The organism is Pseudomonas sp. 15C (genome assembly GCF_055484735.1).
Window position 1 is genome coordinate 1 of the sequence record NZ_JBUDGD010000052.1, and the last position, 23,121, is coordinate 23,121.

Consider the following 23,121-nt stretch of genomic DNA (forward strand, 5'->3'; position numbering starts at 1 on the left):
CGGATCGATCCCGCAGCGAAGGAACCCGAGCCTGCGAGGGCCGAACGCAGGAGCAAGCGTTTTGGGTTACCTTTTTGGCGTTTGAAAAAGGTGACCCGCTGTAAGAGCGGAACCTTAAGTAGCCGTTACCGCAGCAACGGATATGTACCCGGATTCGCAGTATGACCCTTGACCGCCAGCAGACGCACAGGGAGGATGACTGACGCCCGCCAAGCCTCTGAAACAAGGACATTCAAACTTCGTGGCCACCTATTCGCCCCTCATCCGCCGATTGATGATCAGCTCCCTGAGCGTCGTCGTCAGCCGCGCCCTGATCAGCCCACTGCTGACCCTGTTCCTGAGCAACAAACTCGGCCTCAACCCCCAGGACGTCGGCTTGCTGCTGGGCATCGCCGTATTCAGCGCCACGCTGCTGTCCTTGTACGGCGGCTACATCATCGACCGGCTCGACAAACGCCGCTTGCTGATCCTCACCATGCTCTCCAGCGGCATCGGTCTGATCCTGCTCACCTTCGCGCAAAACCTGTACCTGGTCACGCTGGTGCTGATCATCAGCGAAACCGCCTCGGCGCTGTTCCTGATCGGCTCCAAAGCCATCCTCAGCGAAAACTTGCCAGTTGGCCAACGGGTCAAGGCGTTCTCGCTCAACTACACGCTGACCAACATCGGCTACGCCGTCGGCCCGATGATCGGCGTGGTGATCGCCGGTGTGCAGCCGGCGGCGCCTTTCATCGTTGCGGGCATGATCGCCATCGGCAGTATTTTTCTTCTCCTCGGCGCTGCCCGGGAAGCCAGTCCGGCCGCAACCCTCACGCCACCACAGAGTTTCCTCAACACCCTGATCATCCTCAAGAACGACCGCACGATGATCCTGTTCACCCTCGGCTGCCTGCTCAGCACGCTGGTGCACGGGCGCTTCACCCTGTACCTGTCGCAATACCTGCTGGTCACCCACACCCAGCAACAGACGCTCGACACCATGGCCGCCCTGCTCGCCTGCAACGCGATCACGGTGATCCTGTTGCAATATCAGGTCGGCCGCTTGCTCAGCCGCGAACACCTGCGTTACTGGATTGCCGGCGGCACCGCGCTGTTCATCGTCGGCCTGATCGGTTTCAGTCTGGCCGACAGCCTCGTTGGCTGGTGCGTGGCGATGTTCATCTTCACCGTCGGCGAAATGATCATCTACCCGGCCGATTTTCTCTTCGTTGACACCCTCGCCCCGGAAGAATTGCGCGGCAGCTACTACGGCGCGCAGAACCTCGCCGCGCTCGGCGGTGCGGCGAGTCCGGTCATGTGCGGCTTTCTGTTGATGAACACGGCGGCACCAAGCATGTTCTATGCCCTGAGTGCGCTGGCAGCAGCGGGCGGTTATCTGTGCTTCATCAGCGGACGCCGGGTCGCTTCAATTCAATAATAATGCACTAAATCTGCATTAATATGAATTTGTCAGTATCGACTTCGCCCGGCACACTGTGCGCGTTCCTCCCCCAATGTTGGAACGCTTCGAGGGCTTTCCGGATATGCCGGACAAGTCCTTTTTTTTGTCTCGAATTTGCTGCAAAGGATCGGATTCACATGCTCGCTCGCTGGTTGCCCGCCGCTATCAACACCCGTCCCACCGAATGGAGCCGTGCCGCCATCGGCATGGCGCTGGGGACGTTGTTCAGTGTCTGGATGTGCGCACAAGTCTTCGGCCATGACGTTGCCTATCACCTGATCGGCCCGCTGGGCGCATCGGCAGTGCTGCTGTTCGCCGTGTCCTCGGGCGCCCTCGCCCAGCCGTGGTCGATCCTTGGCGGCTATCTGTGTGCCGGCGTCGTCGCGCTGCTGGTCGCTCACGTGCTAGGCCGCACCCTCGGCAGTGCCTGCCTGGCAGCGGGCATGGCGTTGATTCTGATGTGCTGGCTGCGTTGCCTGCATCCACCGGCCGGTGCTTTGGCATTGACGCTGGTGCTGGCTGACCCTGCGACCATTGCCATGGAATGGAAAGCCATGGAACCGGTGATGCTCGGCGCGGTATGCATGCTCACCAGCGCCCTCGCCTACAACAATCTGACCCGCATCCGCTACCCGAAACGCCCGGCCGAACCGGCGCCGCTGGTGACGCCGGTCGACAGCCTCGCCATTACCGCCGAAGACCTGAAACTGGCGTTGGCGGAGATGGAGGCTTTTATCGATGTCACGCCCGAAGACCTTGAGCGCTTGGTGCATGTCAGTGAGCTGTACGCCAAGCGTCGCAGCATCGGTGAGGTTTTTTCCAAGTAATTTTTTGTGTTTTGACTAAGGTAAAAACGCAAACAGCGCCTGCACATATCCGGGTTGTACACGACAATTTTGCACTGTTACGATCGGCTACTGCCCGTGCGCGGGCTTTTCGAATAAAGACAATAAAAGCAGGGAGTTACAGATGACAGCTCAGGCTTCATCCCAGCGGACCCCGTCCATGGATACTACGCAGAACGAAGTGCTGGCCGAGGTGCGCAACCACATCGGTCACCTGACCCTGAACCGCCCCGCCGGCCTCAACGCCATCACCCTCGACATGGTCCGTCAGCTGCAACAGCAGCTCGATGCCTGGGCTACCGATGCCAACGTGCACGCTATTGTTCTGCGCGGCGCCGGGGAAAAAGCCTTCTGCGCCGGCGGCGACATTCGTTCGCTGTACGACAGTTTCAAGAGCGGCGACACCCTGCATGAAGATTTCTTCGTCAAGGAATACGCCCTCGACCTGACCCTGCATCACTACCGCAAACCGGTGCTGGCGCTGATGGACGGTTTCGTCCTCGGCGGTGGCATGGGCCTGGTGCAAGGCGCCGATTTGCGCGTGGTCACCGAGAAGAGCCGTCTGGCGATGCCGGAAGTGGCCATCGGTTATTTCCCGGATGTCGGCGGCAGCTATTTCCTCTCGCGGATTCCTGGCGAACTGGGGATTTACCTGGGCGTCAGCGGCGTGCAGATTCGTGCTGCCGATGCACTGTATTGCGGCCTGGCCGACTGGTATCTGGACAGCAGCAAACTGGCGCTGCTCGACGAAAAGCTCGACCAGATGGAATGGCAGGACACGCCACTCAAAGCGCTGCAGAACCTGCTCGCCAAAAACGCCGTACAGACCTTGCCTGATGCACCGCTGCAAGCCTTGCGCCCCGCCATCGATCACTTTTTCGCCTTGCCGGATGTGCCGAGCATAGTCGAGCAAATGCGCGAGGTCACCGTCGCCAACAGCCACGACTGGGCGCTGACCACCGCTGATTTGCTGGAGACTCGCTCGCCACTGGCGATGGCAGTGACGCTGGAAATGCTCCGTCGCGGTCGACAGCTGAGTCTGGAGCAATGCTTCGCTCTGGAACTGCATCTGGATCGCCAATGGTTTGCCCGTGGCGATCTGATCGAAGGCGTGCGCGCCCTGCTGATCGATAAAGACAAGACACCTCGCTGGAATCCGCCCACCCTCGCCGAGCTGGACGCTGCGCACGTCGCGAGTTTTTTCCACGGTTTTGATGAGAGCGGGAGCTGAGCCATGCACGATCTCGAACTGACTGAAGAACAAGTGATGATCCGCGACATGGCCCGGGATTTTGCCCGTGGCGAAATCGCGCCCCATGCACAAGCCTGGGAAAAGGCTGGCTGGATCGACGACGCGCTGGTGGCAAAAATGGGCGAACTCGGCCTGCTCGGCATGGTGGTGCCTGAAGAATGGGGCGGCACCTACGTCGATTACGTCGCCTATGCCCTCGCCGTGGAAGAAATCTCGGCCGGCGACGGTGCGACCGGCGCATTCATGAGCATTCACAACTCGGTGGGCTGCGGCCCGGTGCTCAATTACGGCAGCGACGAGCAGAAGCAGACCTGGCTGGCCGATCTGGCCAGCGGCCAGACCATCGGCTGCTTTTGCCTGACCGAGCCGCAGGCCGGCTCCGAAGCGCACAATCTACGCACCCGCGCTGAACTGCGTGACGGCCAGTGGGTGATCAACGGCGCCAAGCAATTTGTCAGCAATGGCAAACGGGCGAAACTGGCGATCGTGTTTGCGGTGACCGACCCGGAGTTGGGCAAGAAAGGCCTTTCGGCGTTTCTGGTGCCGACCGATACGCCGGGTTTCATCGTCGATCGTACCGAACACAAAATGGGCATTCGCGCCTCCGACACCTGTGCGGTGACCTTGAACAATTGCAGCATTCCCGAAGCCAACCTGCTCGGCGAACGCGGCAAAGGCCTGGCGATCGCCTTGTCCAACCTCGAAGGCGGACGCATCGGCATCGCCGCGCAAGCACTGGGTATCGCGCGAGCGGCATTCGAGGCGGCGCTGGTGTATGCCCAGGAGCGCGTGCAGTTCGATAAACCGATCATCGAGCACCAGAGCATCGCCAACCTGCTGGCCGACATGCACCTGCAGATCAACGCAGCACGCTTGCTGATCCTGCACGCAGCGCGGCTGCGCACGGCGGGCAAACCGTGTTTGTCCGAAGCGTCGCAGGCCAAGCTGTTTGCCTCGGAAATGGCCGAGAAAGTCTGCTCGTCAGCGATTCAGATCCATGGTGGTTATGGTTATCTGGAAGATTACCCGGTCGAGAAGTACTACCGCGATGCGCGGATTACCCAGATCTATGAAGGATCCAGCGAGATTCAGCGGATGGTGATTGCGCGGGATTTGAAGAACTATCAGTTGTAGTGGTGTCGGCCCTTCCCCTCATCGGAACGCCGCCCGCCCAGCCCTCTCCCCAGGGAGAGGGAGCCGACCGAGGTGTCTGGCGCTATGCATCGACCTGAAAGACCGGGTTGATTATGGACTCAATAGAGCACTTCCAGACCGGCGCAAATCTGAAATATCCCCCAATCAGTCCCCGCTCCCTTTGGGAGAGGGCTAGGGTGAGGGGCTTTTGCTTTTGCTTCTGCCGCTTACTTACCCTGAAACTCAGCCGGCCGCTTGCCAATAAACGCCGCCATCCCTTCTTTCTGATCCTGCGTGGCAAACGCGGCATGAAACACCCGACGCTCAAACCGCACGCCTTCGCTCAGATTCACTTCAAAGGCGCGATTTACACTCTCCTTGATCATCATCGCAATCGGCAATGACTTGTCGGCAATCACCGCCGCCACTTTCAGCGCTTCATCAAGCAACTCATCGCTCGGCACGATCCGCGCGACGATGCCGCAGCGCTCGGCTTCCACGGCATCGATCATGCGCCCGCTCAGGCACATTTCCATGGCTTTGGCCTTGCCCACGGCGCGGGTCAGGCGTTGGGTGCCGCCCATGCCTGGGAGCACGCCGAGGTTGATTTCCGGTTGGCCAAATCTGGCGTTGTCGCCGGCCAGGATAAAGTCGCACATCAGCGCCAGTTCGCAACCGCCGCCAAGCGCAAAACCGTTGACCGCGGCGATGATCGGCTTGCGCCGATTGGCGACGCGGTCGCTGTCGCTGAACAGGTCGTCCATGTAGATCTGCGGATAGGTCAGCTCGGCCATTTCCTTGATGTCAGCCCCGGCGGCGAAAGCCTTTTTCGAACCGGTGAGGACGATGCAGCCAATGTTTGCGTCAGCTTCCAGCGCATCGAGGGCCTGGTTCACTTCGCTGACCAGTTGCGCGTTCAGCGCATTCAGGGCCTGCGGCCGGTTGAGGGTGATCAGGCCAACTCGGCCATGGGTTTCAAGCAGGATGGTGTCGAAAATCATGAAGAAGTTTCCTTGTCAGAGATTGCGCGAAATGACCATGCGCTGAATGTCGCTGGTGCCTTCGTAGATCTGGCAGACCCGCACGTCGCGGTAGATGCGTTCCAGCGGAAAATCGTTGAGATAACCGTAACCGCCGAGGGTTTGCAAGGCCATCGAGCAGACCTTTTCGGCCATCTCCGAGGCGAACAGCTTGGCCATCGATGCCTCGACCAGTGCCGGCTGGCCGCTGTCACGCAGAGCCGCGGCGTAATGGACCATTTGCCGGGCGACAGCGATTTGCGTGGCCATGTCGGCCAGACGAAACGCCACCGCCTGATGCTCGATGATCGGCTTGCCAAAGGTGTCACGTTCACGGGCGTAGTCACGCGCCGCTTCGAAGGCTGCACGGGCCATGCCCACCGACTGCGCCGCGATGCCGACTCGACCGCCCTCAAGGTTGGCAAGGGCGATCTTGTAGCCTTCGCCTTCCTCGCCCAGACGGTTGGCCAGCGGCACCTTGAGCTCTTGAAAAAGAATCTGGCAGGTGTCCGAGGCATGCTGGCCGAGTTTGTCTTCGACGCGCGCGACGCTGTAGCCCGGTGAATCGGTGGGCACGATAAACGCGCTGATGCCGCGCTTGCCGGCGCTCGGATCAGTCACCGCGAACACGATCACCACCCCGGCGTTTTGCCCGGAGGTGATGAACTGTTTGCAGCCATTGAGTACGTAATGATCGCCCTCGCGCCGGGCGCGGGTCTTCAGGCTGCTGGCATCGGAACCGGCCTGCGGCTCGGTCAGGGCAAAGGCGCCAAGCATCGCGCCGCTGGCCAGCGGCTTGAGAAAGCGCTCGCGCTGATCGTCATTGCCGAACTTGAGGATCGGCACGCAACCCACTGAGTTGTGCACGCTCATGATCGTCGAACAGGCACCATCGCCGGCGGCGATTTCCTCCAGGGCCATGGCGTAGGCCAGGTAACCGGTCTCGCAACCGCCCCACTGTTCCGGCACGAGCATGCCGAAAAAGCCCAGTTCGGCCATCTCGGCGATGGCTTCCCTGGGGAAACGGTGCTCGCGATCCCACTCGGCGGCGAACGGTTTCAGGCGTTCCTCGGCGAACTGCCGGGCCATGTCGCGGATCTGGGTTTGGTCTTCGTTGGGAATCATGGTGAATCCTTAATCCTTGTAACAACACAGAACCCTGTGGGAGCTGGCTTGCCAGCGATGAGGCCGTCACATCCAACATTTATGGTGACTGTTCCACTGCCATCGCGGGCAAGCCCGCTCCCACAAGGTCAACTGTCAACCTCAATAGACGCATTCCACAGCCATGGCCGTGGCTTCACCGCCACCAATGCAGATCGCCGCAATCCCGCGCTTGAGCTGCTTCTGCCGCAGCGCCGCCAACAACGTCACCAGAATCCGCGCGCCCGATGCACCGATCGGATGGCCGAGGGCGCAGGCGCCGCCGTGCACATTGAGCTTGTCATGGGGGATTTCCAGGTGGGTCATCGCTGCCATGCCGACCACGGCGAAAGCTTCGTTGACCTCGAACAGGTCGACCTGATCCAGCGCCCAGCCGGTTTTCTTGATCAGCTTCTTGATTGCCCCGATCGGCGCGGTCGGGAACAGTCCCGGCGTGTCCGCGAATGCCGCGTGGCCATGGATCACCGCCAGCGGTTTCAAGCCCAGGGTTTGCGCCTGCGACTGGCGCATCAGCACCAGCGCCGCGGCGCCATCGGAAATCGAGCTGGAGTTGGCCGCCGTCACGGTGCCGCCTTCGCGGAACGCCGGTTTCAGCGAGGCGACCTTATCCAGCTTGGCTTTTGGCGGCTGTTCATCGTGGCTGATGACTACCTGTTCCTTGCCCACGGTCACGGTCAGCGGGACGATTTCGTCCTTGAAGCTGCCGTCCTTGATCGCCTGCTGCGCGCGGGTGGTCGAGGCGATGGCGAACGCATCCTGCGCTTCGCGGCTAAAGCCGTTGGTTTCGGCGCAGTCTTCGGCGAAGGTGCCCATCAGGCGGCCCTTGTCGTAGGCATCTTCGAGGCCGTCGAGAAACATCGAGTCGAGCACGCGGCCGTGGCCCATTCGGTAGCCGGCGCGGGCGCGATCGAGCAGATACGGCGAGTTGGACATGCTTTCCATGCCCCCGGCGATGACTACATCGGCGCTGCCGGCGATGAGCATGTCGTGGGCCAGAATGGTGGTTTCCATGCCCGAACCGCACATCTTGTTGACCGTGGTACAGCGGGTCGATTTATCCAGCCCGGCGCCCAGCGCGGCCTGACGTGCCGGCGCCTGGCCGAGGCCGGCGGGCAGCACGCAACCGAACAACACTTCGTCGACCGCATCGCTGGCGACCCCGGCGCGCTCGACTGCGGCCTTGATCGCGGCAGCACCGAGCTGCGGCGCGGTGAGGCTCTTCAGTTCGCCCTGGAAACCGCCCATCGGCGTGCGCACCGCGCTGACGATGACAATCGGATCATTGGAAATAGTCATGACAAATCCTCCTTACTTCGCGGCCATGCGCAAGGCGCCGTCGAGACGGATCACCTCGCCGTTGAGCATGCTGTTTTCGATGATGTGCCGCACCAGCGCGGCGTATTCGGCAGGCTTGCCCAGGCGTGGCGGGAACGGGACGCCGGCGGCCAGCGAGTCGCGCACTTCCGGGGTCATGCCGGCCATCATTGGCGTTTCGAAAATGCCCGGGGCGATGGTCATCACGCGGATGCCGAAGCGCGCCAGTTCACGGGCGGCCGGCAGGGTCAGGCTGGCGATCGCGCCCTTGGAGGCCGAGTACGCCGCCTGACCAATTTGCCCGTCGAAGGCCGCCACCGAGGCAGTGTTGATGATCACCCCGCGCTCGCCGTCGGCGTTGGCTTCGGATTCGGCAATCGCCGCGGCGGCGAGGCGCAGCATGTTGAAACTGCCGATCAGGTTGACGTTGATCACCTGGGCAAAACTGCTCAGGGCATGCGGGCCGGTCTTGCCGAGGATCTTCTCGCCACGGACGATGCCGGCGCAGTTGACCAGGCCGTTGAGGCTGCCAAACGCATCAAGGGTCGCCTGCACCGCGGCTTCGGCGGCGGCTTCGTTGCTGATGTCGGCGACCACGCTTTTGGCGCCAAGACGCTGCGCCTGAGCGGCCACGGCCTCGGCGTTCATGTCCACCAGCATCACTTTCGCACCGGCACTGACCAGCAGCTCAGCGCTGGCGGCACCGAGGCCGGACGCGCCGCCGGTGACGATAAAAACCTTGTTCTCGATCTGCATGACTGTTTCCTTCGATTCAAGCTGAAACGTTGTGCGCCGCGGCCTCTTGAGCCTTGGCGATTTCCTGGTTGCGCAAGATAAAGCGCTGCAATTTGCCACTTGGGGTCTTGGGCAATTCGCTGACAAATTCGATTTCCCGCGGGTACGAATGCGCGGCCAGACGCTTGCGCACATGTTGGCGCAGTTCTTCAGCCAGCTCGGGGGCGGCGCGGTATTGCGCACTGAGCACGACGAAGGCTTTGACCAGTTCGGTGCGTTCCGGGTCGGGTTTGCCGACCACCGCCGCTTCGACCACCGCCGGGTGCTCGATCAGCGCACTCTCTACGTCGAACGGGCCGACGCGGTAGCCGGAGGTGGTGATCACATCGTCGCTGCGACCGACGAAACTGATGCTGCCGTCCGGGTTCCATTCCACGGTGTCGCCGCTGAGGTAATAGTTGCCGACAAACGCCTTGGTCGGCGCGCCTTCGTAGCCGCCAAACCAGCACATCGGCGATTGCGGGCGGTCGATGGCGAGAATGCCGGGCTGGCCGATGCCGAGCTCGTTGTGGTGTTCATCGAGCACCACGATGCGGTGGCCCGGCGAAGCGAAACCGGCGGCGCCAACGTGCACCGGATGGTCGAGGCCGTGGTGGTTGCACAGGACCATGCCCAGTTCGGTCTGGCCGTAATGGTCGTGGATGACCACGTCGAGATGGTCGGCGAACCAGCGAATCACTTCCGGGTTCAACGGTTCGCCGGCACTGCTGACGATGCGCAGTTTGCCCTTGATCGACTTGGCGAATTCCTCACCGCCGGCAATCAGCAGACGATAGGCCGTCGGCGACCCGGTGAGGTTGCTGATGGCGTATTTGTTGATCACCCGGCAGGTGCTTTCGAGGGTGAACGGCCCATCGTAGAACGTAATCGGATGGCCCAGCGCCAACGGCCCGGTGACACCAAAATAGATTCCGTAGGCCCAGCCCGGATCGGCGACGTTCCAGAACGCATCCTCCGGGCGCAAATCCACGGCATCGCGGGTGTAACTCTTGAATGCAACGATGGCCTTGAGCGGCACCGACAGCGCTTTCGCCGGGCCGGTGGTGCCGGAGGTGAACATCAGCAGGAACGGGTCTTCACCGGTCAGCAGCACCGGCTCGCAAACGCTGGAATAGTTGGCCAGTTCGGCCCAGAAGCTGTAATCGCCACGCACGATGCCCTGGCCCTTGGCGCCGCCCACCGTGACCAGCGTCGGGCAATCGGCGACTTCAGCGAGTTTCGGCCGGTTGACCGCATCGGTCACCACGACTTTGGCGCCGGAACTGTTCAGACGGTGTTCGAGGGCTTTCGGGCCGAAGGCGGTGAACAACGGTTGATACACCGCACCGATGCGCCAGGTGGCGAGTACGGTAATCAGCAATTCGACATTGCGCGGCAGCAGTCCGGCGACCCTGTCGCCCTTCTGCACGCCTTGGGCAAGAAGGAAATTGGCGAAACGCGCGGCTTTATCTTGCAGGTCAGTGAAGGTGTACGTCGCACTGCTGCCGTCGCGCCCCTCCCAGAACAAGGCAATGCGCCCCGGCAAGGCGTGGCGGTCGCAACATTCGACACAGGCGTTGAGCGCTGCAAGCGAACCGCTCAGCGCGGCATCGACGGTGTGCTGGTAGTTGAACTGTGCGGTGGCAGACAAGTAATCGCGCATTGCCAGAATCCCTCGGTGTTTTTATTAGGCTGGGAACCGTAAACAACAGAGGGATAGTCGCGCTGAGCCGGGGCTGGGGCAATGGTCAAAGCCATCAAGCTGGTTGACTGGTTTGGCCAAGGCCCCGGCGAAGATGATCGTTCCCACGCTCTGCGTGGGAACGCAGCCCCGGACGCTCTGCGTCCTTCCGAGTCGGGACGCGGAGCGTCCCTTGAGGCATTCCCACGCGGAGCGTGGGAACGATCAGTCATGCGGCGTCGGCTCAGACCGCGTCGTTGAGGATCAACGTGCGATAGTGGCCGGGGTTTGACCCTGACCACTTGCGAAACGCCTTGTAGAACGAGCTGACATCGGCAAACCCCAGGCGCGCGGCGATCTCGGCGAAGCTGATCGAAGGCTCCGCCAGCCAAGTGATCGCCAGTTCCTTGCGCACGCTGTCCTTGAGGCCCTGCCAGGTCTGCCCTTCTAACGCCAGGCGCCGGCGCAACGTCGAGGCGGACATGCACAATTGCTGGGCCAGCGCTTCGGTTTCCGGCCATTGTTCGGCGGGCAACTGCCGCAAATCGTGCTTGATCCGGCTGGCGAGGCTTTGCGGGTCGCGGTACTTCACCAGAATGTTCGCCGGTGCGTGGGCGAGAAAGCGCTGCAATTCTTCCGGGCTGCGCTTGATCGGCAGGTCGAGGCAGTCAGCGGCGAAAATCATCCGCGTGCGCGGGCGTCCGAAACGCAGGTTTTGCGAAAACATCACTTGATAGTCGTCAGTGAAATCCGGCGCGGCGCAGCGCAGTTCGATCGCCAGAATCGGAATGCGCCGCCCCGCCAGCCAGCAGGCGACGCCGTGAACGATCATCCAGTAGGTGAAATAAGTGAAAGCGCGGCGCGGTTCGTAGTCGTCTTCGAGCAGAACGATTTCCGCCAGGCTTTGCTGGCGCACCAGTTGCGCCGACAACCGCTCGAGCATCAGCGAGAGGAAACCCAGCCCCGTCTCGAGCCCCGCCACCAATGTCGGTTGCGCCATCGCCGCGCGGCACAGGAACGCCAGGCTGCCAGACTTGAGCTTGCGTGGGTCCATGCCGAAAAACTCGTCGTCGGTGCGGCGGGCCAACAGGCGCCAGAGTTTCGCGTATTGCGATGCGGGCACCCGAGCGTGCCCGGCCTGCAGCAATGCCGGATCGATGCCGACCTTGTGCAACACCTCCTTAGTGGCCGCGCCGGGCGCACAACTTTGCAACAGTGCTTCGCGCACCAGTTGAATGGCGATGGTGTCTTTTTCCGACATGGAACGCGGCGAGCCTTGTTGTTATTTCGATGCCCGGCATCTTACCCCTGTGTGAGCGAGCCTGCTTGCGAAGGCGTGGGGTCAGGCGACTGCGATGTTGAAAGTGCCGCCGTCTTCGCGAGCAGGCTCGCTCCCACAGGATTGGTGGCGCACACAGAATCCAGGCTATCCACGCCCCCCCCTGTAGGAGTGAGCCTGCTCGCGATAGCGATGTGTCATTCACTCATGAGTCAACAGGCACACCGCTTTCGCAAGCAGGCTCGCTCCTACAAGGATTTGGGTGAGGCGAAGATCGATTTTGTTCAGGTTAGGTTCAGCTAAATGTCAATCAGTGCCATTTGGGAATGAGTGTCATTATGTTACAACTTAGCTACCTATCTAAATCACCGGTGGTTGTGCCGAATGCTCGTTCCCTTTCTGATCATGCTGCGCGAAGGCATTGAAGCCGCGCTGATCGTTGGCATCATCGCCAGTTATCTCCAGCAAACCGGCCGCGGGCAGTGGATGCCCGCCGTGTGGATCGGGGTTTTCCTCGCGGCCGCCCTCGCCTTGCTGGTCGGCGGCGGCCTGGAGCTGGTCAGCGCTGAATTCCCGCAGAAGCAGCAGGAGCTGTTCGAGGGCATCGTCGGGCTGGTCGCCGTGGGCATCCTCAGTTCGATGGTGTTCTGGATGCGCAAGGTCGCCCGCTCGATCAAGCATTCGCTGCAAGCCTCACTGGATCAGGCGCTGACCGCGTCGAAGCATCAGGTCATCGCATTGATTGCCATGGTGTTCTTCGCTGTCGCCCGCGAAGGCCTGGAGACGGTGTTTTTCCTGCTCGCGGTGTTTCAGCAGAGCGAAGGCCCGGGCGCGCCGATCGGCGCATTGCTCGGGCTGGTGCTGGCGGTCATCGTCGGCTTGCTGATCTACAGCGGCAGCATGCGCCTTAATCTCTCGGCGTTCTTCAAGTGGACCGGGCTGTTCATTCTGGTGGTGGCCGCCGGGATTCTCGCCAACTCGGTGCAGGCGCTGCATGAAGCCGGGCTATGGAATCACCTGCAGACCGTGCTGTTCGACTTCAGCGCAACCCTGCCGATGGATGGCCCGCTGGGCTCGGTGCTGGCCGGCATGTTCGGTTATCAGGACGCGCCGACCGTCAGCACCCTCGGTGCCTATGTGATCTACCTGCTGGTGGCGCTGGTGCTGTTCTTCCTGCCCGCGCCCGCGCCATCGCTGTCATCGACTTCCGTTTCCAGCCAATAAGGGCCTTCATGTCCAAGCCTAAAACTCCTCAGGCCTCGCCTCCCCGCGCCTTGCGCTGGGCGGTGGCCGGCTCGGTGGTGGTGATGATCGCCGCCGGCGGGCTGTTCTACTACGCCTCGCAATTGGCCGCCGCCAAGCGCCAGCACAACCGCGATGAAGTGGTGGTCAACATTCATCCCGGTAACTGCGAGCCGAATGCGCTCAGCGTGCCGGCCGGGCGCGCCAGTTTTCGCATCGTCAACCGCTCGGATCGTGCCGTGGAATGGGAAATCCTCGACGGCGTGCTGGTGGTCGAAGAACGCGAAAACATTGCGCCGGGCCTGAGCCAGGTGATCAACGCCAACCTGCAACCCGGCGACTATGCGATCACCTGCGGCTTGCTGAGCAACCCGCGTGGCACCTTGCACGTGACCCCGACCGCAGCCTCCGACGCGGCCGCCAAAGCCAAGCCGTCGATGGTGGCTTTCGTCGGGCCGCTGTCGGAATTCCGGGTGTACCTCGCCAGCCAGAGCAGCGCACTGATCAAAGCCGTGAGCGCTCTGAATGAGGCGATCGCCAGCGGCGATCTGAGTCAGGCGCAGGCGCTGTATGTGCCGGCGCGTGCTGCCTATCAGCGTTTGGCCCCTGCCGCACAACGCCTCGCCGAACTGGATAACCGCATCAATGCCCGCGCCGATTACTTCGAAAAACGCGAAGAAGATCCGGGCTTCGTCGGTTTCCATCGCCTCGAATACGCGCTGTTCCAGCAACGCAAATTCGACGGCCTGACGCCGGTAGCGCAACAACTGCTCAGCGACGTCGGCGAATTGAAACAGCAACTGCTCGCCCAGTCGTTGCCGCCGGAGCAACTGGTGAGCATCGTCGTGCGCAACCTCAACACGCTCGCCGACGTGCGCGCCGCCAACGGCGAAGAAGAACGCTACAGCCACACGGACCTCAACGGTTTCGCCGCCAATGCGCAGACCGCGCACAAGGTGGTCGATCTGCTGCGGCCAATGCTGAACAAATCCGCCGCCGAGCTGCTGCCGAAAATCGACGCCGCGCTGGCGGATTTCGATACCACGCTGAGCAACCACACAGTTGCTGAAGGCTATGCCAGCTACGACAGCGTCAGCGGCGAACAACGCCAGCAGCTCGCCAATAAAGCCCAGGCCCTGGCCGACGCGCTGGATGGCATCGACCCCGCCCTTGGCCTTTCCGGCCTGTAAGCAGAAGACCTGACCCCGATGAAAGAACTCGAAACGCTCAACCTGCAACGTCGCCGCGTGCTCATGGGCATGGGCGCCGCCGGTGTCGCCCTCGCCGGCTCGGCCCTCAGCTGTCCGGCGATGGCCGCCGCGCCGGCGCAAGTCACCGAAGCGCCGAGCAGCGACAAGACCGAAGACCGCCACGATTTTCACGGCGTCCACCAAACCGGTATCGTCACGCCGCGCCCAGCCTCGGGCATGCTGGTCGCGTTCGACGTGTTGGCCAGTGACCGTGACGATCTCGAGCGGCTGTTCCGCACCCTCAACGAGCGCATCGCCTTTCTGATGAAGGGTGGCCCGGTGGCGCAGATCGATCCGAAACTACCGCCGCCCGATTCCGGCATCCTTGGCCCTAACGTCACCCCGGATAATCTGACCATTACCGTGTCTGTCGGTGATTCATTGTTCGATGAGCGCTTCGGTCTGGCCGCCGCCAAGCCGAAACGCCTGCAACGCATGGTCGGCTTCCCCAACGACGCGCTGGACGCCGATTGCTGCCACGGCGACCTGAGCCTGCAGTTCTGTTCGAACACTGCCGACACCAACATTCATGCGCTGCGCGACATCGTCAAAAACCTTCCGGACCTGCTGCTGGTGCGCTGGAAACAGGAAGGCAGCGTACCGCCGCAAGCCCCGGCGAAACCGGGAGTGCCGGCGCAATCGGCGCGCAATTTTCTGGGTTTTCGCGACGGCTCGGCAAATCCCGATTCCAACGACGGCAAGGCCATGGATCGACTGGTCTGGGTGCAGCCCGGCAGCGACGAGCCAGCCTGGGCGGCCCACGGCAGTTATCAGGCGGTGCGGATCATCCGCAACTTCGTCGAACGCTGGGACCGCACGCCGTTGCAAGAGCAGGAAAGCATCATTGGCCGGGTCAAAACCACCGGTGCGCCGATGGGCGCGGAGCATGAAAGTCAGGTCCCCGATTACGGCAAGGACCCGGCCGGCAAGCTGACCAGACTCGACGCGCACATTCGCCTGGCCAACCCGCGCACCGCCGCGAGCCAGGCCAACCTGATCCTGCGCCGGCCATTCAACTACTCCAACGGCGTGAACAAGAACGGCCAACTCGACATGGGCCTGCTGTTCATCTGCTACCAGGCCGATCTGGAAAAAGGGTTCATCACCGTGCAAACCCGGCTCAACGGCGAACCGCTCGAGGAATACCTCAAACCGGTCGGCGGCGGCTACTTTTTTACCCTGCCCGGTGTCACCGGCGACAAGGACTTCATCGGTCGCTCGCTGCTCAACGCCACCCAACCAAAAACTGCCGCCTGACAACACACTGGAGCCGCCCCGATGAAAAAGACGCCACTCGCGTTACTGCTGACCCTTGGTTTGCTCAACACCCCGCTGTCGGCATTCGCCGCGACAGCGCCGCTGGATCTGGTGGGGCCGGTGTCGGACTACAAGATCTACGTCACCGAGAAGCTCGATGAGCTCGCCAGCCACACCCAGCAATTCACCGACGCAGTGAAGAAAGGCGACCTGGCTACTGCGCAAAAACTCTACGCACCGACCCGCGTGTATTACGAGTCGATCGAGCCGATTGCCGAGCTGTTCAGCGACCTCGACGCATCCATCGATTCACGCGTCGACGATCACGAAAAAGGCGTCAAGGCTGAGGATTTCACCGGTTTCCACCGCCTCGAATATTCGCTGTTTTCGGAGAAGTCGACCCAAGGCCTCGATGCACTGGCCGATGGCTTGAACAAGGACGTCCAGGACCTGCAGACCCGCGTCGCCGGCCTGACCTTCCCGCCGGAAAAAGTCGTCGGTGGCGCAGCGGCGCTGCTCGAAGAAGTCGCCGCGACGAAGATTTCCGGCGAAGAAGACCGCTACAGCCACACCGACCTGTATGACTTCCAGGGCAACATCGACGGCGCGAAGAAAATCGTCGACCTGTTCCGCCCGCAGATCGAGCAGCAGGACAAGGCGTTCGCCGCGAAGGTCGACAAAAATTTCGCCAGCGTGGACAAGATTCTCGCCAAATACAAAACCACTGATGGCGGGTTTGAAACCTACGACAAGGTCAAGGACAACGACCGCAAGGCGCTGGTCGGGCCGGTGAATACCTTGGCTGAGGATTTGTCGACGTTGCGCGGCAAATTGGGCCTGAATTAAAACCTTGTAGCGTCTTTCAGGGCCCTATCGCGAGCAGGCTCACTCCTACAGGGGAACGCATTCCAATGTAGGAGTGAGCCTGCTCGCGATGGCGGTTGTAGCTGCACCACAAAATCCGAACGATCAGAGGATCCGGTAAAGCAACCGCTCAATCCGCACCCGACTCACGCGCTTGAGAAACTTGGCCACCCCGGCCGGGTAATCCGGCAGCGTTTCCAGGGTCTGAAAGCTGTCGATGCGCGTGGTGTGGCGGAAGATTTCTTCCAGCTCCTGCGCCCGCGGTGCCAGCCATTCGCCTTTCGGATCATCGATCAGCAGTGCGTTTTCCAGGTCGAGGCGGAACGCCCGTGGATTGAGGTTGTTGCCGGTCAGCAACGTGTAGCGCTGATCGACCCACATGCCTTTGAGGTGGTAGGTATTGTCGCCGTCGCGCCACAGGTGCAGGTTCAACTGACCGCTGTCGATGTTGCGCTGGTGGCGTTTGGCAAAGCGGCGCAGGCTGATCTCGTAGAGATACGGCAGCGCGGCGATCACCTTGAACGGCTCGCTCGGCGGAATGTAGAAGTCGTTGGCGGTCTTGTCGCCGACCACGATATCGATCTTCACCCCGCGCGCCAGCGCCCGGTTGATCTCGCGGATCACCCCCAGCGGCAGGTTGAAGTACGGTGTGCAGATGGTCAGTTGGGTCTGCGCGCTGGCAATCAGCTCGAGAATGGCCCGGTTCAACGGGTTGTTCTTGCCGACACCCAGTAGCGGGCTGACCGACAGCCCTTCCCTGCCGCTGCTGCCTTTGGCCGTGTCGTACGTCGCATATTTCAGACGGCTGCGCAGATCGCCGATGTCGTTGCGCAGGCTGCGCGTGGTCGGCAGATTGGGCAAGTCGAGGCGATGCACCGCTTTCGATTCGATCAGGCCATGCTTGACCAGGTGATGCATCGAATCCGCCAGGTCGTGGCTTTGCAGGACGTGATAGCGGTCGAAGCGGTACTTGTCGAACTTGTGCAGATAAACGTTGTTCAGGCTCGCCCCGCTGTACACCACGCAATCGTCGATGACGAAGCCCTTCAGGTGCAAAACGCCAAACAGCTCGCGGGTCTGCACCGGCACGCCGTACACCGGCACTTCACTTTCGTGAGTGCGGGTCATTTCCTGATACCACGCCGAATTGCCCGGCTGCTTGCCGGCGCCGATCAAGCCACGCTGCGCGCGCAACCAGTCGACCACCACGGCGATTTCCAGCTCGGGGCGCTTGAGCTTGGCGGCGTGCAGGGCATCGAGAATTTCCTGACCGGCTTCGTCCTGCTGCAGGTACAGCGCAACGATGTAGATGCGCTGCGTCGCGCTGGCGATTTTCTCCAGCAGGCAACGACGGAACTCGGCGGCGCCGGACAGAATGGTCAGGGCCTCGGCAGTCAGCGGAAAGCTGCGCAGTTTGGGCAGCAGGGAACGTTTGAAAAGCAACGGCATAGGGCTCGCAATGGGTCGAATCCGAAGAGGTTGAGAGCTTACACCATCGTATCCCTCGGGTCTTGTCGGGTCCCGAAGGACGCCATCGCCAGCAGGCTGGCTCCCACATTTGAAATCCATCCCCCTGTGGGAGGGGAGCCAGCCTGCTGGCGATGGCGATTTTACGGCTGAAGATAATACAGACTTGACCAAGGAGAACATCCGTTCTACTGTCAGCCCCATGAACGAAATCACTCACAATGAAACCCGCGACATCATTCTCGATGTCACCGAAAAGCTGATCTATAAAAGTGGCATCGCCGCCACCAGCATGGATCTCCTGGTGAAGACTGCCGGCGTCTCCAGAAAAAGCATTTACCGTTACTTTGCCGACAAGGACGCGCTGGTGGTCGCCGCGTTGCGACGCCGTGACATCCGCTGGATGGACTGGTACCGAAACGCTGTCGAACAGGCCCCAACCCCGGCCGACCGCCTGCTCAACCTGTTCAGCGTGCTCACCGGCTGGTTCGCCTCCGAGGGCTTTCGCGGCTGTGCGTTCATCAATACCAGCGGCGAGACCGGCGATGCGCAAGATCCGGTGCGCCTCGTCGCTAAAGAACACAAACAGAAGCTGCTCGACTACGTGTGCGAGTTGTGTACCGAACATGGCGCCGAAGATCCGTTGTTGCTGGCCAGGCAATTGCTGATCCTGATTGACGGTGCCATTACCGTAGCGCTGGTGATGGGTGATCACAGCGCTGCCGATAATGCGCAATGCATGGCGCGCAAGTTATTGGACCTGTAACGCCTTAATAAGCCGGACACGTTGTTTAATTATTCATTCATTCGGGAGATTGATATGTCGACTGCAGCCCAGGTACGTCCGCCATTGCCACCGTTCAACCGCGAATCGGCCATCGAGAAAGTGCGTCTGGCCGAGGATGGCTGGAATAGTCGCGATCCGGAAAAGGTCTCGCTGGCCTATACCCTCGATACGAAATGGCGCAACCGCGCCGAGTTCGCCAACAACCGCGAAGAAGCCAAGGCCTTTCTCACCCGCAAATGGGCGAAAGAGCTGGATTACCGTTTGATCAAGGAGCTCTGGGCCTACTCGGATACCCGTATCGCAGTGCGTTATGCCTACGAGTGGCACGATGATTCGGGCAACTGGTTCCGTTCCTACGGTAACGAAAACTGGGAATTTGATGACAACGGCTTGATGTTCCAGCGTTACGCCTGCATCAACGACATGCCGATCAAGGAAAGCGAGCGCAAATTCCACTGGCCGCTGGGCCGGCGCCCGGATGATCACCCGGGGCTGTCCGATCTCGGTCTTTGAATCAGATTTTCAATGTGAGAGCCAGCCTGCTGGCGATAGCGGATTGCCGGGTCACCGGCAACCCGGCGCAATAAGCGCCACCCCTTCAGGCGATGACAATTCCCTCGCCGCTCAAGCTATTGAGCGACACCCCGACCAGCGTCACCGAATCATTGCCGAACGTCAGCAGCGTGTCCTGGCCGACGCTGCTGGCATGCGCACGGAAATCTTCCGCTGGCAAAACGCCCTGCACGCCGAGAAACACCAGTTTGTCGTTGGCCGTGTAACCGGTCACCCGATCGTGTCCGAATGCGCCGCTGAACAGGAACGTATCGGCGCCACCGCCCGACTCCAGCAGATCATTGCCGCCACCGCCGACCAACACATCGTTGCCGCTGCCGCCAATCAGATGGTCATTGCCGTCGAGCCCGAACAACCAGTCGCCGCCGGCATGGGCCTTGAGCGTGTCGGCACCATTGCTACCCTTCACGCTGGATTCGTAAGCGCTTAGGTTGCTGCCGACCTTCAAACCGCTGGCCGTGACGCTGTGCACCACGTCGTCCTTGAACAGCCCCCAGAGAAAACCCGGCTCCTTGGAGACGATGCTGCCGATGTCGCGGGTGATGCTGATCCCGCCGTTGGCATCGCGCACGTACAGGTTGCCGGCGCCGTCGTTGGCGAAATCGAAGTTCTTCACCGAGCCTTGCAGGTCGAGGCTGTTGCTGCCCTGCCCGCCGAGGATGACGTTGTAGCCACCGCTGTCGCGGAAGCTGTCGTTGCCGGCGCGGCCTTCCAGATAATCGTTGCCGCTGCCGCCCTGGATCAGGTCGTTGCCGTCGCTGCCGATGATGAACGTGCTGCCCTTGTGCGTTTCGGCGTTGCGGTTGAGGTCCTGCACCCAAGTGTTGGCCCGCGCCGGGTCCGACAGGTTGGCGACGATGATCGTCGAGTCACGGCTGGTCAGGTCGTAGAACTTCGAGTCCAGCACCCGCGTCATGCCGTCGCCATAACCGGTGGGCAAATGCGAGATCCAGGTGGGAATGTTGAGGATCGAGAACGGCAGCACGTTCCAGGCGCTGGAGGCGTAATGGTCGTTGAAGCTGACGATGTTGTCGGTGGTCGAGGTGTGCGGCGCATCGTGCACGCCGACCGAAGCGCCGCTGAAGGTCGAGCCGTCGAGCGCGCGGAACACCGGGTCGTTTTCATAGCCGATATTGAGCACCTTATCGGTGCTGCTCTGGGTCGGCGAGGCGTAGGCGATGTAGTTGGAGTCGGCAAAGAACCCGCCCCACTTGCCGCTGCTCAGGTCCGCCATGCTGTTGACCGCCAGCCCGCCGAGACTGTGGCCGCTGACCAGAATGTCCTTGCCGGTAAGGCCGTTGGCCTTGGCGAACGCCATGACATCGTTGAGCAGGTTGCCGAACGCTTCGCCGACGTAGTTTTTCGCATAATCGGCGGGGCCGAACGCGGCGAGCAGATCGTTGATCACGTCGCCGATCGAATCGCCAATAAGGATTTCCCGCGGGCCGCTGGTGCCACGAAAGGCAATGCCCAACTCGGTGAGATGGCCCTGGGCGTCGTATTTGCCGAGGATTTCCACTTGCGCGCTGGTGTACCCGGGCTTCTCGCCGAAGAACGTCCCGCGTGCATCGGTCTTGCCGTCGTAGCCCAGTTGCGTGGCGCTGATCGGTGTCCATCCGGCCTTTTGCACCGCTTCAAGGGCGAGCTTTTCCGAGTCGGGGTTCCACGGAATGCCGGGGATCACCCCCTGCGAATCGGTCCCGCCAATCAGCGCGGTGACCAGCGTGGCCGGCAGGCCGAGGCCGAAACCGTTGTGCTGATAACCGCTGGCAAAGCCGTTGTCGAGGTTGTGGTAGGAATACAGCGTGATCGCCATGGCGTCGCTGAACAACGCCTTGGAATCAGCCGTACCGAGGTTCTTGTAGTCATACACACCCATTGCCATTGCCTCTCTTGTTGTTGGAATTGTTCAGAGATAGCTCACAGCCAGAGCGCCCCACGGGGACGCCCCGGAGCATTTCAGAAACTACGCGTAGCTTTTAATGTAGGCCTTCGCCTGCTCGCGATAGCGGAGGGTCAGCCACCTTTTTATGACTGACACACCGCCATCGTGAGCAGGCGAAGGCCTACAGGTTACTAGGCGAAAACGAACGCCGAGTCCGACAGATTAGCCACTCCGACCCCGATCAGGGTTACGGCATAGTCGCCAATCTTCAGCACGGTATCGCCACCGGACTGCGACGCGTGCTGTTTGTAGTCGTAGCCCTGCCCCGCGCCCTCGACGCCCATGAACACCAGTTTGTCGCTGCCCTGATATCCATTGATCGCATCGAACCCGAACGCGCCGCTGAACAGGAAGGTGTTGTTGCCGCCCAGCGCGGTCATCACGTCATTACCGGCGCCGCCGACAAAGGTCACTTGGCCCTTGTCGCTGATCAGACTGTCGTTGCCACCGAGGCCGAACAGCCAGTCACCGTCAGCGCTGGCGTGCAGCGCATTGCCGTAGCCATCGCCGCTGAGAGAGTGGTTGTACTGAGTCAGTTCGCTGCCATTGCTCAGGCCCTTGGCCGTGACGCCCCAGGTGATCTCCTTGCTACCCCACCACGAACCCGCCTCTTTACTGACCAGCGCGCCGATGTCGCGGGTCAGGCTGATGCCGCCGTAAGCGTCGCGCACGTACAAGGTGCCGTCGCCATCGTTGGCGAAGCTGAAGTTCTGCAGCGGCTTTTGCAGTTCGAAGGTGTTGTGCCCCTGACCGCCGAGCAGAATATTGAAACCGCCGTCATCGCGAAAACGGTCGTCACCGCCCAGGCCTTCCAGAAAGTCGTTGCCGCTGCCGCCCTTGAGCCAGTCGCTGCTGTGCGTGCCGATGATCAACGTGCTGCCCACATGCGGCTCGCCGCTGCGGCCGAGGTCTTCAACCCAGGTCTTGCCGCGCGACGCCTCTTCCAGATTGGAGACGATGATCGTCGAGTCCTTATGAGTCAGCGCGTAGAAATGCGAGTCGATTACCCGGTTCAAGCCATCGGCATAGCCCAGCGAACTGTGGGCCGACCAGTTCAGCGGATTGACGATGCTGAACGGCACCAGGTTCTGCGCGGTGGACGCGTAGTTGTCGGTGAAGTTGACGATGTTGTCGGTGGTCGAATCGTGCGCGCCGTCGTGTTTGCCGAGCGAACCGCTGCTGAAGGTCGTGCCGTCAAGTGCGCGGAACACCGGGTCATTTTCATAACCGATGTTCAGTACATGGCTGCCGGTGCTGCTCTGGGTTGGTGAAGCGAACGCAATGTAGCTGGCATCCTTGAAGAACCCGCCCCAGTGGCTGGCGCTCAGCTCTGCGACGCTGTTGACCCCGAGCCCGCCAAGGCTGTGGCCGCTGATCAACACGTCCTTGGCGGCGATGCCGTTGGCGATGGCAAATGCGGCAACAGCCTTGAGCAGATTATCGAAGGCATTTTTCGCGTAGTTGCTCGCGTAATCCGATGGACCGAAAGCGGCCAGCAGGTTGTTTTTCATGTCGCCGTAGGTGTCGCTGTAACCGAGCCCGCCGGTGCCACGAAAGGCGATGCCGATACCGATCAGCTTGCCGGCGGCATCGTACTTGCCGAGCACTTCGGCCTCGGCGCTGGTGTAGCCGTCCTGCTCACCGAAGAACGTGCCCTGCGCGCCGACCTTGCCCTGATAACCCAGCGCCGTCGCTGCGACGGGCGCCCAGGCGGTAGCGGGTAACGGTTTGCCGGTCGGCGTGTAGGCATACAGCGTCAGTGCGATGGCGTCGCTGTACAACGCTTTGCCATCGGTATTTCTGTAATCGAACAATCCCATGTCGGTCCTCTCA

19 protein-coding genes are annotated in these 23,121 nt (G+C 61.4%); 10 read left to right on the forward strand and 9 right to left on the reverse strand.

Translation table 11 applies throughout. The features are described 5' to 3' along the window. Positions 1 to 241 precede the first annotated feature (241 nt). From ACYYKW_RS21345 to ACYYKW_RS21360, 4 genes are all read left to right on the forward strand, one after another. Complete coding sequence (locus ACYYKW_RS21345) at positions 242 to 1,417, forward strand: MFS transporter (RefSeq protein ID WP_464991075.1); 1,176 nt, start codon at positions 242 to 244, stop codon at positions 1,415 to 1,417. A gap of 161 nt (positions 1,418 to 1,578) precedes the next feature. Beyond that, positions 1,579 to 2,268, forward strand: coding sequence for an HPP family protein (locus ACYYKW_RS21350; protein WP_464991076.1), 690 nt, complete (start codon positions 1,579 to 1,581; stop codon positions 2,266 to 2,268). Between the two features lie 142 nt (positions 2,269 to 2,410). After that, positions 2,411 to 3,517 carry an enoyl-CoA hydratase/isomerase family protein gene (locus ACYYKW_RS21355; RefSeq protein ID WP_464991077.1) on the forward strand — a complete coding sequence of 369 codons (1,107 nt, stop codon included), beginning with the start codon at positions 2,411 to 2,413 and terminating at the stop codon, positions 3,515 to 3,517. A gap of 3 nt (positions 3,518 to 3,520) precedes the next feature. Next, a complete protein-coding gene (locus tag ACYYKW_RS21360) occupies positions 3,521 to 4,672 on the forward strand; it encodes an acyl-CoA dehydrogenase family protein (protein WP_464991078.1) in 1,152 nt (383 codons plus the stop codon). A 227-nt stretch (positions 4,673 to 4,899) separates the two neighbouring features. On the opposite strand, the gene ACYYKW_RS21365 is transcribed toward ACYYKW_RS21360, so the two are convergent. From ACYYKW_RS21365 to ACYYKW_RS21390, 6 genes are all read right to left on the reverse strand, one after another. Continuing rightward, a complete protein-coding gene (locus ACYYKW_RS21365) occupies positions 4,900 to 5,673 on the reverse strand; it encodes an enoyl-CoA hydratase (RefSeq protein ID WP_394502332.1) in 774 nt (257 codons plus the stop codon). Between the two features lie 15 nt (positions 5,674 to 5,688). Beyond that, on the reverse strand, positions 5,689 to 6,816 hold the full coding sequence (locus ACYYKW_RS21370; protein WP_093101636.1) for an acyl-CoA dehydrogenase: 1,128 nt from the start codon (positions 6,814 to 6,816) through the stop codon (positions 5,689 to 5,691). A gap of 141 nt (positions 6,817 to 6,957) precedes the next feature. After that, positions 6,958 to 8,151: an acetyl-CoA C-acyltransferase gene (locus tag ACYYKW_RS21375; RefSeq protein WP_464991079.1), complete on the reverse strand. Its 1,194-nt coding sequence runs from the start codon at positions 8,149 to 8,151 to the stop codon at positions 6,958 to 6,960. Between the two features lie 12 nt (positions 8,152 to 8,163). After that, positions 8,164 to 8,925, reverse strand: coding sequence for an SDR family NAD(P)-dependent oxidoreductase (locus ACYYKW_RS21380; RefSeq protein WP_464991080.1), 762 nt, complete (start codon positions 8,923 to 8,925; stop codon positions 8,164 to 8,166). A 16-nt stretch (positions 8,926 to 8,941) separates the two neighbouring features. Beyond that, positions 8,942 to 10,606, reverse strand: coding sequence for an AMP-binding protein (locus tag ACYYKW_RS21385; protein WP_464991081.1), 1,665 nt, complete (start codon positions 10,604 to 10,606; stop codon positions 8,942 to 8,944). Between the two features lie 262 nt (positions 10,607 to 10,868). Continuing rightward, positions 10,869 to 11,885 (reverse strand): AraC family transcriptional regulator, encoded by a 1,017-nt coding sequence (locus ACYYKW_RS21390; protein WP_464991082.1) that lies wholly within the window; start codon positions 11,883 to 11,885, stop codon positions 10,869 to 10,871. Between the two features lie 402 nt (positions 11,886 to 12,287). On the opposite strand from ACYYKW_RS21390, the gene efeU reads away from it, so the two are divergent. From efeU to efeO (ACYYKW_RS21410), 4 genes are read left to right on the forward strand one after another with little or no spacing between them, the layout of a single operon-like run. Continuing rightward, positions 12,288 to 13,127 carry an iron uptake transporter permease EfeU gene (efeU, locus tag ACYYKW_RS21395; protein ID WP_464991083.1) on the forward strand — a complete coding sequence of 280 codons (840 nt, stop codon included), beginning with the start codon at positions 12,288 to 12,290 and terminating at the stop codon, positions 13,125 to 13,127. Between the two features lie 8 nt (positions 13,128 to 13,135). After that, positions 13,136 to 14,335, forward strand: coding sequence for an iron uptake system protein EfeO (gene efeO, locus ACYYKW_RS21400; protein WP_464991084.1), 1,200 nt, complete (start codon positions 13,136 to 13,138; stop codon positions 14,333 to 14,335). Positions 14,336 to 14,353: 18 nt separating this feature from the next. Beyond that, positions 14,354 to 15,652: an iron uptake transporter deferrochelatase/peroxidase subunit gene (gene efeB / locus ACYYKW_RS21405; protein WP_464991085.1), complete on the forward strand. Its 1,299-nt coding sequence runs from the start codon at positions 14,354 to 14,356 to the stop codon at positions 15,650 to 15,652. Between the two features lie 21 nt (positions 15,653 to 15,673). After that, positions 15,674 to 16,498: an iron uptake system protein EfeO gene (efeO, locus tag ACYYKW_RS21410; RefSeq protein WP_093101612.1), complete on the forward strand. Its 825-nt coding sequence runs from the start codon at positions 15,674 to 15,676 to the stop codon at positions 16,496 to 16,498. 123 nt (positions 16,499 to 16,621) lie between these two features. Here the strand turns inward: efeO (ACYYKW_RS21410) and pssA are convergent, their stop codons facing one another. Continuing rightward, entirely contained in the window at positions 16,622 to 17,965 is a 1,344-nt protein-coding gene (gene pssA, locus ACYYKW_RS21415) for a CDP-diacylglycerol--serine O-phosphatidyltransferase (protein WP_093101609.1), read from the reverse strand. A 220-nt stretch (positions 17,966 to 18,185) separates the two neighbouring features. Here pssA and ACYYKW_RS21420 point away from each other — a divergent pair, with 220 nt between their 5' ends. Together ACYYKW_RS21420 and ACYYKW_RS21425 are read left to right on the forward strand one after the other, a co-directional pair. Then, positions 18,186 to 18,749, forward strand: a complete 564-nt coding sequence (locus tag ACYYKW_RS21420; RefSeq protein WP_093101606.1) for a TetR/AcrR family transcriptional regulator — start codon at positions 18,186 to 18,188, stop codon at positions 18,747 to 18,749. A gap of 54 nt (positions 18,750 to 18,803) precedes the next feature. Then, positions 18,804 to 19,283, forward strand: a complete 480-nt coding sequence (locus tag ACYYKW_RS21425; RefSeq protein WP_206415415.1) for a nuclear transport factor 2 family protein — start codon at positions 18,804 to 18,806, stop codon at positions 19,281 to 19,283. Between the two features lie 85 nt (positions 19,284 to 19,368). On the opposite strand, the gene ACYYKW_RS21430 is transcribed toward ACYYKW_RS21425, so the two are convergent. Together ACYYKW_RS21430 and ACYYKW_RS21435 are read right to left on the reverse strand one after the other, a co-directional pair. Beyond that, the gene (locus ACYYKW_RS21430; RefSeq protein ID WP_464991093.1) at positions 19,369 to 21,222 is read right to left on the reverse strand and encodes a polyurethane esterase; all 1,854 of its coding nucleotides are present in this window, start codon (positions 21,220 to 21,222) and stop codon (positions 19,369 to 19,371) included. A 197-nt stretch (positions 21,223 to 21,419) separates the two neighbouring features. Further along, positions 21,420 to 23,108, reverse strand: a complete 1,689-nt coding sequence (locus ACYYKW_RS21435; protein WP_464991086.1) for a polyurethane esterase — start codon at positions 23,106 to 23,108, stop codon at positions 21,420 to 21,422. Between the last annotated feature and the right edge of the window lie 13 nt (positions 23,109 to 23,121).